The 12,654-nt window shown below is 52.9% G+C and carries 9 protein-coding genes, 1 rRNA gene and 1 riboswitch; of the genes, 9 read left to right on the top strand and 1 reads right to left on the bottom strand.

Going from position 1 to position 12,654, the window contains the following annotated elements; translation table 11 throughout:
* Positions 1 to 70: 70 nt before the first annotated feature.
* From AC1DWB_RS05730 to guaA, 7 genes are all read left to right on the top strand, one after another.
* Entirely contained in the window at positions 71 to 976 is a 906-nt protein-coding gene (locus tag AC1DWB_RS05730; RefSeq protein ID WP_477540074.1) for a helix-turn-helix domain-containing protein, read from the top strand.
* Between the two features lie 100 nt (positions 977 to 1,076).
* Positions 1,077 to 2,510, top strand: coding sequence for a polysaccharide deacetylase (locus tag AC1DWB_RS05735; RefSeq protein ID WP_477540075.1), 1,434 nt, complete (start codon positions 1,077 to 1,079; stop codon positions 2,508 to 2,510).
* Positions 2,511 to 2,571: 61 nt separating this feature from the next.
* Positions 2,572 to 3,564 (top strand): AAA family ATPase, encoded by a 993-nt coding sequence (locus tag AC1DWB_RS05740; RefSeq protein ID WP_477540076.1) that lies wholly within the window; start codon positions 2,572 to 2,574, stop codon positions 3,562 to 3,564.
* A complete protein-coding gene (locus AC1DWB_RS05745) occupies positions 3,561 to 4,802 on the top strand; it encodes a DUF58 domain-containing protein (protein ID WP_477540077.1) in 1,242 nt (413 codons plus the stop codon). Before AC1DWB_RS05740 ends, AC1DWB_RS05745 begins: the two co-directional genes overlap by 4 nt.
* The gene (locus AC1DWB_RS05750; RefSeq protein WP_477540078.1) at positions 4,789 to 7,359 is read left to right on the top strand and encodes a DUF4129 domain-containing transglutaminase family protein; all 2,571 of its coding nucleotides are present in this window, start codon (positions 4,789 to 4,791) and stop codon (positions 7,357 to 7,359) included. The genes AC1DWB_RS05745 and AC1DWB_RS05750 overlap by 14 nt, the downstream gene beginning before the upstream one ends.
* A gap of 19 nt (positions 7,360 to 7,378) precedes the next feature.
* A complete protein-coding gene (locus AC1DWB_RS05755) occupies positions 7,379 to 7,813 on the top strand; it encodes a thiol-disulfide oxidoreductase DCC family protein (RefSeq protein ID WP_477540079.1) in 435 nt (144 codons plus the stop codon).
* Between the two features lie 221 nt (positions 7,814 to 8,034).
* A complete protein-coding gene (gene guaA / locus AC1DWB_RS05760) occupies positions 8,035 to 9,573 on the top strand; it encodes a glutamine-hydrolyzing GMP synthase (protein WP_477540080.1) in 1,539 nt (512 codons plus the stop codon).
* 84 nt (positions 9,574 to 9,657) lie between these two features.
* On the opposite strand, the gene AC1DWB_RS05765 is transcribed toward guaA, so the two are convergent.
* Positions 9,658 to 10,143 (bottom strand): hypothetical protein, encoded by a 486-nt coding sequence (locus AC1DWB_RS05765; protein ID WP_477540081.1) that lies wholly within the window; start codon positions 10,141 to 10,143, stop codon positions 9,658 to 9,660.
* A gap of 238 nt (positions 10,144 to 10,381) precedes the next feature.
* Positions 10,382 to 10,481: riboswitch (purine riboswitch) on the top strand.
* A 287-nt stretch (positions 10,482 to 10,768) separates the two neighbouring features.
* On the opposite strand from AC1DWB_RS05765, the gene AC1DWB_RS05770 reads away from it, so the two are divergent.
* Both AC1DWB_RS05770 and AC1DWB_RS05775 read left to right on the top strand, forming a co-directional pair.
* Positions 10,769 to 12,151 (top strand): NCS2 family permease, encoded by a 1,383-nt coding sequence (locus AC1DWB_RS05770; protein ID WP_477540082.1) that lies wholly within the window; start codon positions 10,769 to 10,771, stop codon positions 12,149 to 12,151.
* A 354-nt stretch (positions 12,152 to 12,505) separates the two neighbouring features.
* Positions 12,506 to 12,654: ribosomal RNA gene (locus tag AC1DWB_RS05775) — 16S ribosomal RNA — on the top strand; the annotation flags it as partial.

The raw sequence follows: 12,654 nt of genomic DNA on the forward strand, positions 1-12,654 counted from the left end.
GATTGGGATGGGACTTGCACGACTCATACCTCTAGTATAGAATGAGCGGGAATGGGAGGGAATGAAGAAAATGACTGAATTCCTTAACGATCCTGCTGTCAAATCAATCGAACCAGTAGTCCCAGCTGCTCCCGCTGTGACGGTATCTCCGCCGCCCGGCGTGCTGTTGGCGGATCACTTCAACGAATCGCTCGGGTACCGGACGAATCGTCCTGCGGGAACCCGCGATTATTTAATTACATTTACATTGGACGGCTGCGGCAGTTATCGGATCGGAGAGCAGGTTCGGCTGTGCAGACGTGGAGATGTGATGATATTGACACCAGGCACGCCGCATCATTATGAAACGTTCGCCGAAGAGGGACATTGGGATTTTGTATGGTGTCACTTTGTACCGCCTGAGGAGTGGCAGGCGTATTTGACGTTACCGGAGACGTTGCCGGGCTTGTCCCACATTCTGATCAACCAGGAAGTTACATTTGATCGGATGCATCAGGCGTTCCTGCGGCTCATCGACGACCAGTTGCACGGGGATTTGCTCCATGAACGGCTGGCTTATTTGGCGCTGGAGGAAATTGTGCTGCTGCTCGCCCATCAATCGGGTAAGGAGCAGGCGAATGCCAGGCAAGACCCGAGAGTCGAGGAGGTGAGGCGTCTGCTCGTATTACGCATGCAGGAGCCACATACAATCCAATCGCTCGCCGAGAAAGTCAGCTTGTCGCCCTCGCGGCTGGCCCATCTTTTCAAAGAAGAGACTGGTCATTCCATCATAGAGATGCTGCTTCACATTCGACTGCGTCACGGAGCCAGGCAGCTGGAATATACGTCAAGGCCGATAGCGGAAGTCGCCGAGGATGTGGGCTTCACAAGCCCCTTCTATTTCACGAAGCAGTTCACGGCGGCGTATGGCATCAGTCCGACCGCATACCGCAAAGCGGCTCAAGCGAAACACGGAGGCAAGGAACAACAACTCTGACAACCTCTCATAACTTCATATATACGTCCGGCATATTTCGCTCTGCCCTTCATATACTCTATCACTAGTCCAAATCGATAGACTTATGGAGGGTTTTTCTATGCGATTTCTACGTACGGCGTTTTCTTTCATCATGTTAATCACTTTTTTGCCAATATCCGCGGTATGGGCTGCTGGAAGCCCAGTTGCGGGAGGAGACGACGTGTATGATCGCTTGAAGGCTGGAGTGAAGGTCACGCAGGAACGTGTATACGAGGTGCCGGAGCAGCCTACAGTTTATTTGACATTCGACGACGGGCCGGGCAAGCTGACGCCCAAGGTGCTCGATATATTGCGGGAAGAGAATGTGTTGGCTACTTTTTTCGTATTGGGTGAGCATGTGAAGCAGTATCCGGATGCGATAAAACGGATGGCGGAGGAAGGCCACAGTATCGGCAATCACACGTACAATCATCAATATAACAACTTATATCCCGTGTTCAGTATGTTCTGGGATCAGATCATGAAGACGGATCAGACGCTGCAAGAGGCGGCCGGGGTGAATACGAATCTGATTCGGGCTCCGGGAGGTACTTTCTCGCATTTCGATGCATTCTACTTCTATTACTTGGACCAGGCCGGGTATACCGTGTTCGACTGGAACGTCGATAGTGGCGATGCGTTGCGTGCCAATGTTCCCTATGCGGAAATCGTGCGGAATGTTACGTCGACCCCGCTGAAGCATGAAATGATCGTGCTCATGCATGATAGCTCCGGACATGACCAGACGGTTCGTGCACTTCCGGAGATCATCCGATTTTATAAGGAAAAAGGGTATCGATTCGCACCGTTGTCCAGTGGAGTTCGGCCCATTCAGTCGGCTGTCGATAAGCAGAAGAAAACAGCGTCCCTGACACGCGAGGAGTATGAGAAGTGGGTAACGAAGGCTCAGGACAATGCGGGGCTTAAAATAGTAATGGATGCGGGTAAGCTCACTTCCTCACAGGATGCGGAGGCTTCTGCTTCCGCGGCCTTACAGGCTAGCCGGGATGAGCAGTCCGTCGCGCAATTGATGCGGCAGAGCGAATTATCGATCGAAGAATCTACTTCAGCGTTGAAGCAGATGATCGTTCCTCCGTTGCGATTGCAGTTAGGTACCAACACGCTGGAGATGACGGCCCCGGGCTATGAATTCCGCCAGGAGAAGCTGTATGTTCCCTTGCGCTCGTTAGCGGAACGGATGGGGGCGTTGGTCACTTGGGAAGGGGAGACTAGGACGGCGACGGTGAATTACGGCATGTATGATATGCAGGTAGATGTGAAGATGAACTCGATATCCGTAACAGGGCCGGGTCGAACCAAGCAGGCCGTTTATTTGGCGAATGTAACGATGCGCGACGGTGTGGTGATGGTTCCGCTCCGGAAGGTCGTGGAGCTGCTCGGAAGTCCGGTACTAGGTTATTCCTTAGGTGATTCGGTACGGGAAGTAACGGTGGATATTAGCTCCAAAGGCTATGGATTAATCTGTGTGCCGAAACGAATGGCAAGCGTCTAAAAAAGCAGGAGATGGAGATACTAGAAACATAGATTGTTAGTTTCTGAGGGGGTTTCCATCCATGCCGCATGCAAGAGAGGAGCGGTTTCCGTTTGATCGGCCGAATGAATTCATAGAGCGAATCATCTATCAAGCGGAGAAAGTCATTCTAGGTAAGAGAGAATGCATTGAGCTGGCTATATTGGCATTTCTGAGCGGCGGCCACGTGCTAATTGAAGATGTGCCCGGCGTAGGCAAGACGATGTTAGTTCGTACTTTAGCGCGTATCGTTGGTGCGGATTTCAAGCGCATTCAATGCACGCCTGACCTGTTGCCGTCTGATGTGACGGGTGTATCGATCTTCAATCCGAAGACGACAGAGTTCGAGTACAGACCTGGTCCGCTGCTCGCAAATGTAGTGCTGGTCGATGAGATTAACCGAGCGTCGCCCCGAACGCAATCCGCGCTGTTGGAAGCGATGGAGGAGCATCGTGTGACGGTAGACGGCATCGAGTGCCAATTGCCGGAGCCGTTCCTGTTATTAGCGACGCAAAATCCGATCGAGCAGGAAGGGACCTTCGTGTTGCCGGAAGCGCAGTTGGACCGGTTTTTGCTCAAAATCCGTATCGGATACCCTGGCGAGCAGCAGGAGGTCGACTTATTGGGTAGGCTGCAATTGCGCCATCCGTTGGAGAGTGCGATACCTGTTCTGCTGCCAGACGAATTGATGGTCATGCAGCAGCAGGTGCGGACTGTGTTCGTGGACGATTCATTGAAGGTGTATTTGGTGAAGCTGGCCGTGGCAACCCGTAATCACCCGGAACTGCAGTGGGGAGCGAGTCCCCGTGCGGTAGCAGCCTTAATGCGGGCTTCTCAAGCACGAGCTTACATGGCAGGACGGGGGTATGTCATTCCCGACGACATTAAGTCGCTTCTGGTCCCGGCATGGGCGCACCGTCTCGTCCTTAAGCTGGATGCGCGAATTGCGGGCCGAACGGCAGAAGCTGTGTTGCATGGAATTTCAACATCGGGATCGGTTCCATCCATGCGCTCCGCTTCTGGAGGGACGCTATGAGAAGGTGGGGGGATTTTGCCGCGTTTTTAGCTTTATTTGGCGTCATCTTGGCTTTGTGGATATGGAAGGGTGGACAATCGGCCGCCTTTCTTTTTGTTGGCATGGCCGTGCTGCTCATGGCAGCGCTTGGGTCTGCATTGCTTCCGTTAAGGGGCGTCTACGCCGAGAGTCGCGTCGAAGCTTCGCGTTTGTATGCAGGGGAGACGACTCGAGTAACACTGCGTATTCGGCATCGATCTTATTGGCCGGTGATGTGGCTTGTGGTACGTGAAACGTGGCAGCACACTGGTGGAGACATTGTGGAGTTTAGGCAGCTGTTGTTTCCGTGGTTTCGCTCGGAAATGACTTTACAGTATGAATTAAGGGATTTGCCGAGAGGTCAATATCGCTCCATAGGGGTCGAGCTGTACACCGGCGACTTGTTCGGTCTTGCTCAAACAAGACGGAACAAGGCTGGACAAGCTTCCTTCCTCGTCTATCCGAAACCGATGAACATAGAGGCGTTGCTCCGATCTGGCAGCGATGATGAAGGTTCGACAGGAGGACAAGCTGTATTATGGCAAGAGAGTGGTGTATTACGAAGCGTTCGCCCTTACGAAGCAGGCGATCCTCTCCAGCGCATTCATTGGAAGTTGACCGCACGGACGGGATCGCTCAAGACGAAGACGTTCGAGCCAGTAAGCTCCAAGCGAATAACGGTATGTGTGGACACCTCCTCCTCCTCCTATGAGGGGTTAGGGGGCCGTGCTGTATTTGAATCCGCTGTTCGGGCGGCCGCTGGTATGGTTCGGCAGTCACTCGCAGGAGGGAGCAGTTGGACGCAGCTCCGGTCTAGCGTGAACGGGGATGTAGGTGTCACGATCACCTCTGTCGAGGCAATCCGCCTGGCGTACGAATGGCTTGCCCGGCTGCGACCGGATAGTCGAGCGTCGTATGCGGACTACATGGGCGAGGCAGCGCTGCGGCTTTCGCCACAGCAGACGCTTGTCTGCATCACGCCGCAGGCAGATCGGGCGCTGCTCTTGGCGTTGCGCCGCTTGATGGGTGCGGGGCGAGCATGCACGGTGCTGCTCGTCCATGCAGCGCCGGCGCTGTCTTGGGCGCACCGGGATTGGAAGCATGAGCTGCTGAACCTCGGCTGCGGCTTCGGTGAGGTGCAGGCGCGAGCGGAAGCGGGAGCGAAGTCAAGTCCGCTTGTCACATTCGTGGAAGGGGGTTCAGTCGATGGCATCGCCTAGATCACCTAGATTGCCGCAACATCCCCAGGTAAGCAAGGTCGGTATGTCGACCTCAAATTCGACTGGACGTCAACCTCAGCCGCGTGCTTACGTCCGCGAGGGGGTGGCTGCCGTATTGCTGTTTGTTCTGCTGATGGAATGGCTGCGGCCACTCGCGGCCATGTCGGCTTATACCGACATTCACATGCTGAAGCCGTTTTTGCTGACGTTTGCCTTTTTCATGTTGATCGATTATGTGAAGCTCCCGGCGGTATTGGGCTGGTTTGTGAAGCTGATCGCTTGTATGGTTGTTATTGGGATGTTATTTTACCGCAAGGACTGGCTGGGCTTCTCATGGACGGTGGATTACTTGCAGATCACACTTCAGGATATAGCTGTCGCGGCTCAGTCGAGTATGGAAGATATTAGTCCGCATAACCGGACGTTGATGTTCTTGTTAGGTTGGGCCTTGCTCTTGTCTGTGATGTATACGACCGTCGTTGAACGTCAGCAGGCGCTGTGGCTCATTGCGGCTACGATCCTGTACTTGGTCGGGATGCAGCTATGGGCAGGCATAGATACTTCCGATGGCATATTTCGCGCATTCATCGCGGGCATGCTATTGATGACGGTAGGGCAGTTGTCCCGGGTAGAAGGTCAATTCGCGTTGCGGATTCGCAATGGGGGATGGCGTTTGGGGCGTTGGCCAGTTGCTGTAGCGATTATTATGGCGGTCGCGATTGGAACTGGTCTGTGGCTGTCGCACGATGAAGCGCGGATGACGCGACCGTTGGACTGGAATCCGCTGGCGAGCGCTTGGGCACGGCTGTTTCCCGATGGGAGCGGAGCGGGTGCAACGCCAAGATCAACGGCTGCATTGGCCGCATGGACGGGCTACGGCGATGACGACTCCCGCCTCGGCGGGCCGCTGAGCCCGGACAATCGCGTCGCGTTCACCGCCCGTACGGAGCAGCCGACGTACTGGCGCGGCGAGTCGCGCAGCACGTACACCGGCCGCGGCTGGATCAGCGGCCCGCCCGCGGCCGGCGGCTCCTTCGCGGCCGTGGACGCACCGGGCAGCGCGGAAGCGGGTGCCTCTACGACGGCGTCATCGCCGTCAACGGCACCAGGCGCTGACACCGTGCCGCTCGGCGCGTCGCCCGCCGGCTCTGCCGCTGCGGCCACGCCACCGCTCGACGCGTCGTCAGCTGCTGCGGTCACGCCGCCGCTCGGCGCGTCGCCCGCCGGCTCTGCCGCCACGGACATAACCGCTGCCGCAGGTGCCGCTAACGGCACGCCGCTGAACCTGGCTGCCTTGCCATCTGCGGCATCAGCCAGACCTCGGATCACGATCCAGCAAGAAATCATGCTGGACGATCCGAGTCTGGGCAAGCAGCTCTTCGCCGGCGGGGCGATCGCCAAGGTGCAGTCGCTCGTGACGCGCCAAGGGACGCGGCTCGACGCAGATCAGATCCTCGTCGACTCGGCGACCGGCCGAGCAGCCGTGCAGTCCTCCGACCCCATCGCCTATTATCGGCTCGCGGTCGAAGTGCCTGCGGACGGCAAGCTCAGCCTGGCGCAAGCCGCGGCAAGCCGCCCGCTTGCGGCGGCCGAGCGCGCCGCCATGGCCGGCGACCTGCAGTTGCCGGCCGCCTTGCCAGACCGGGTGCGCGAGTTGGCTAAGACGATATCCGCGGCGGCGGATAACGACTACAGTCGCGCCCTGTCGATCGAGACCTATTTACGCAGTCATTATGCGTACAGCATGGATAAAGCTACATATCCTGGCGAGGATCAGGATTTCGTCGATCATTTCTTGTTTGACGATCGGGTCGGGTATTGCAATCACTTCTCGACGGCTATGGTCGTCATGCTGCGTACGCTTGATATTCCAGCTCGCTGGGTGAAAGGGTTTGCTCCCGGTCAACCCAACGCAGCGGACTCTTCACCAACGAGTACGCTTATCTCATACACGGTCCTCAATCGCGATGCTCACTCTTGGGTAGAAGCTTATTTCCCGGGTCAAGGCTGGGTTATGTTCGAACCAACTCCTGGATTTTCGAATTCCGATCAAGCGGCCGGGAATCCGGATTACCGCCAGGGGGGAGAGACGATTCCGGTTACAGTGGCCGCATCCTCTACGAGCCTGAATAGCACTAGTAACCCAGCAGGGAGCGGTTCGCATTGGTGGTCATTCATGTCGTCCATGACAGCGAGATGGTTGAGCGCACTTACTGCTGTTCTACTGCTTCCGCCTCTATGGTGGCTCATTCGACATTGGAGTCGCTCTGCGGTTAATGGACAGGCTCCTACTGGTCGTTCATTGAAGGCGTATGATGCCGTCTGGACCAGACTTTATCGCAGACTAGGCCATAAGCGTCCGGACCAGACAGTCCGAGAATACGTCAGTTTCGCAGTCACCAAGCTTCCGGACGAAGTCCAGCGGGAAGCTCTACTGCAATTTGCCAGTCTGTATGAATCCGCTCGCTACGCAGATACGACTATAGGTAGAAGTACGGTAAGGAAAGCCCAACTCGCGGAATTATGGAATCTAATCTCGCGTTCCAAGTCTACATAACATATGGCATAATGTAGACATGGAGGGGATTGCAGTGCCATATTCGACTCGTCACCCTGTTGTGTTGTTCGATGGGGTGTGCAATTTCTGTAATAGCTCGGTGCAATTCATCATCCGCCGTGATCCGGACGGCCACTTTCATTTTGCCGCGCTGCAATCAGAGGTGGCTCTCAAGCTGCTTGCGGACCATGGATGGCATTCGCACAGGCTGGATTCCATCGTACTGCTTGATAGCGGTCGAGTGTACACGGAGTCAACTGCCGCGCTTCGCATCGCTCGGCAGCTGAAAGGGTGGCCGAAGCTGACCGCCTTCCTGATCGCAGTTCCTCGGCCATTGCGTGATCCTGTGTACCGGTTAGTGGCAAGGTACCGTTATCGTTGGTTCGGCAAGCGCGAATCGTGCATGCTGCCGACACCCGATGTCCGTGGACGATTCCTGCCTCCCGACTGCTAATAAGAGGCGGAGATGCCTTGAAGCTGCCTCACCTTGACGTTGTTTCTCCGCTTTCTATATAATAATCCTTATCTTATCCCCACAAAGTGAAGTAATAGCGTTGTTGCTTATTCCGATTACTTTGCGGGGGGCCCCGAATGATCGGCGGGGATATACACGCTAAGCTTATGGAGCTTCGCAATGAAGTGCATCGGCATCACAAATGCTTAAGGAGGATTACTTTGAATAAACCGAATGAAATGATTGTCGTGCTTGACTTCGGCGGACAATACAACCAGTTGATTGCGCGGAGAATTCGCGATTTGGGTGTATACAGCGAACTGTTGCCTTACAATACAACGGTTGAACGGATTCGTGAGCTGGCACCCAAGGGAATTGTGTTCTCAGGCGGCCCTTCCAGCGTGTACGAGCCTAATTCACCTAAGGTCGATCCGGGTATTTATGAGCTAGGCTTGCCAGTCTTGGGGATTTGTTACGGCATGCAGCTGATGGCCCATCAACTGAGCGGCAAAGTGGAGAAAGCGAACAAGAGGGAATACGGCAAAGCTGACGTCGACTTCCAACCCGACAGCAGGCTGATTAAAGGACTTGAAACCAAACAAACCGTTTGGATGAGTCATGGGGACTATGTGTCCAGTCTGCCAAGCGGATTCGTCGTGGATGCAAGCACAGAGCATGCACCTGTTGCAGCCATGAGCCATCCTGACAAACATTTCTACGGTGTGCAATTCCACCCGGAAGTGCGTCACTCTGTTTACGGCAACGAGCTGATCCGCAACTTCCTTTTCGAAGTGTGCAACTGTGAAGGCACTTGGAGCATGGGCACGTTTATCGATGACACCATTCGCGATATTCGTGATCAAGTGGGCAGCAGCAAAGTGCTATGCGCGTTGAGCGGAGGCGTCGATTCATCTGTAGTGGCTATCCTTCTGCACAAAGCAATCGGCGACCAGTTGACTTGCATGTTCATCGACCATGGTCTTCTTCGTAAAGGGGAAGCGGACAGCGTCATGGAAACATTCGTAGGCAAATTCGATATGAAGGTCGTCAAGATCGATGCGCGCGATCGTTTCCTGAGCAAGCTGGCTGGTGTAGACGATCCGGAGCAAAAGCGCAAAATTATCGGGAACGAGTTCATTCGCGTCTTCGAAGAAGAGTCGGGTCAATTCGATGATTTCGAATTCCTTGCTCAAGGTACGCTGTACACCGACATTGTTGAGAGCGGTACGGCAACAGCACAGACGATCAAGTCCCACCATAATGTCGGCGGCTTGCCAGAAGATATGAAGTTCAAGCTGGTTGAGCCGCTCAAGGCGCTGTTCAAGGATGAAGTCCGTAAGGTAGGCGAAGAGTGCGGCCTGCCAGCGGCTATCGTCTGGCGTCAGCCTTTCCCGGGGCCAGGACTTGCTATTCGTGTTCTGGGCGAAGTAACCGAGGAAAAGCTGCATATCGTCCGGGAATCGGATGCGATTCTTCATCAAGAGATTGCTGCTGCCGGTCTGCAACGTGAGATTTGGCAATATTTCACCGCGCTTCCTAATATGAAGAGTGTCGGTGTTATGGGTGACGGCCGTACGTATTCTTACACAGTAGGATTGCGTGCTGTTACCTCAATTGACGGCATGACGGCAGACTGGGCAAGAATCCCATATGACGTGCTTGAGCGTATTTCCACCCGGATTGTGAACGAAGTGGAGAATGTGAACCGTATCGTGTATGACATTACGTCCAAGCCTCCTGCAACGATTGAGTGGGAGTAAGCATAATCGCCACAGCTTCAAAAAAGACCTGATCGGTACTCCCGATCAGGTCTTTTTGTCGTCAACCGACTAAAGTAGCGATAGTCACCCGCATCGATTATGATGGAAGTATACGGAAAAAATGTCGCTAAGGAGGCACGCGTGATGACCGAACGAGACGATCAACCGGGTCGCAAGCCAGGCCGCTATATAGTGAGATTGGGTAGTGGGGCTGAAGCTGTATCGAACCTGAAACGGATTGTCGGTTTCCATAATCCTCTTCAACTCTTGTTGAACGGGCAATGGCAGAATGGCTTTGTACAAAATCATGTAATACTCGAACATTTCTTCAACTGCAATGTCCAGATACAACCCTTTGCCCGTATGCAGAACATGAAATCGCCTCATAGAACTTGCTGCTCCGTCGAGATGCACTTGTGCACTTCCGCGTGTGATGAATAGGAAAGCACTGGAAGGCAAACAATACGAACATAGTTGTTCTCCTGGCTCCATAATCGTATGGCGCACGTCCATCACCCTTATATAAGCATAAGCATAGTTCCACAGCATGATATGGTCATTTATATTCACGGAATTCCATTCCCTTCAGATTCCATCTATATCACCCCTATTATAAATGATAATAATTCTCATTTAAAAGCATTAATTCCTACTTTTCTCATAATTGTTCTTGTAATTAATATGGATCGCCTTACTCTTTCATAATAAATGTATGTATGCGGATACATCCGAACAAATTTGTGAATAATAGCTCACAACGTTCGGTATTGTCATTGACAAGTTTCGACACTCAGGCGTAGAATATGGGGGAATAATAACAAACCCATTTCGTATAATCTCGAGAATCGGCTTGAGAGTCTCTACAAGGTCACCTTAATGATCTGGCTACGAAAAGAGAATGCCTACCCTGAAGAGTGTACTTGCCTAGCAGGTACTTATTTAGTCCCAGGGTACCCGCGAAGTAATCGGACATAGCTCCGAAGGTCTACGTTACTTTGTGGGGTTACTACTGCATTCTCTCGCCTGACGCCTGATCGGTAAGCAGTAGACGGATCATGGATCGGGCTTTTTTGCGTGTATGCAGCAATCTTACCTTCCGTTCTCCGTCAAATAGCCAATCGGTCAAGCAACAGGGGCACGTCGAAAGACGATTTTGTTATTTCCAATCAATTTCATTATGGGAGGAAAAAGTCAAATGGATCGCTTGTTTAAACTGAGGGAGCACGGAACTACGGCCAGAACCGAGATCATTGCCGGTCTGACCACATTTATGACGATGGCTTACATCCTGTTCGTCAACACATTGTTCCTAGGCGAGGGTGGAGCTGGAATTCCGAACGAAGCCGTATTTTTTGCTACCGCAGTAGGTGCTGGACTCGTAACACTAGCTATGGGATTCTTCGTGAATATTCCGATCGCCTTGGCGCCGGGGATGGGGTTGAACGCCTACTTCATGACCGTCGTGCTTAGCTCGGGCGGTACCATCACGTGGCAAATCGCGTTAGGTGCTGTATTCTTATCGGGGATTATCTTCATCATTCTTACCATAACGAAGGTCCGCCAGATGCTGTTGACGGCTATTCCGCATAATTTGCAGGTAGCGATTACGGTAGGGATCGGGCTGTTCATCGCCATTCTCGGGTTCAAATTAAGTAACTTACTCATGGTCAGCGTTAATCCGGGTAATGCCGTTGACAAAGCGACTGGCGCTATATTGAACTCGAATCAATTCAACATTATTCTAGGTGATTTCGTACATAACAAGGATACACTGTTGACGATCATCTCTCTCTTTATCATCGGCATATTGATGATGTTGAGGGTTAGAGGAGCGCTCCTGATCGGGATCGTCGTCGCTACACTGATTGGGATTCCAATGGGTGTCACGAGTCTGAAAGGTCTTTCCGGTGCTAGCTGGTTGCCTTCATTCGATAACTTGGCCGTCTTTAAGTTGGATATTGCAGGTGCATTCGGAGTTGGCATCGTTGAGATTATTCTGGTGTTCACATTCGTCGAACTGTTCGATACGTTCGGGACACTGGTCGGTACGGCCAGTCGAGCTGGGTTATTGAAGGACAAGGCTAAGGGCGAGAAATTGATCGGTAAAGCGATGATGGTAGACGCTGCTGGTGTGAGCACAGGCGCATTGCTCGGAACGAGCACGATTACTTCTTATGTAGAAAGTGCGAGCGGTGTAGCGGCAGGTGGACGGACTGGTCTGACTTCGGTAACGACCGGTGTGATGTTCTTGTTGGCCCTGTTCATTGCGCCATTGGCATTGGTTATCCCATCTGCAGCTACGGCTCCGGCGCTTATTATCGTTGGCGTGCTGATGATGTCGAGTATCAAAGAAATCGAGTGGGGCAACTTCTTCGAAGCTTTCCCAGCGTTCTTGACGATCGTCTTGATGCCTTTCACATTCAGCATTGCGAATGGGATTTCGATCGGGGTTGTGTCTTACACTCTACTTGCTGCTGTTAACAATATAAGTGGTGCCAAGCGAGTACCGCTTCATTGGTTAATGTGGGTATTGTCGATCCTGATCATAGCGCGATATGCATGGTTAGGCGCAGCGTAAGGAAGTTGCAGTATGCGAACGCCGATCTTCGGATCGGCGTTTTCTTATGCCTTGATGCAGTGGAATATGGCTTGTATTAAAATTCCAGTTGCATCCGATTCGGAAATTTGATATATTAATTCTCGCCGCTTCGAAAGGTTGTCCAGAACATTGGATGGCAAGTGAGAATGTTTCAAAATAGTTCTTGCAATGAGATAGGCGAATGTGGTATATTGATCAGGTCGCTTTCGGAGGATGTATCGCCGACAACGACGAGATTGTTCCTTGAAAACTGAACAACGAGCGTGCAAGTATAGCGAACTTCGGTTCGCAAAACAAGCTAGTAACGTTTTATGAGCAAGTCAAATTTCTACCATTATGGAGAGTTTGATCCTGGCTCAGGACGAACGCTGGCGGCGTGCCTAATACATGCAAGTCGAGCGGATTCTTCCTTCGGGAAGGGTTAGCGGCGGACGGGTGAGTAACACGTAGGCAACCTGCCTGCAAGACTGGGATAACTAACG

This window comes from Paenibacillus sp. P4_E11, from assembly GCF_056401635.1.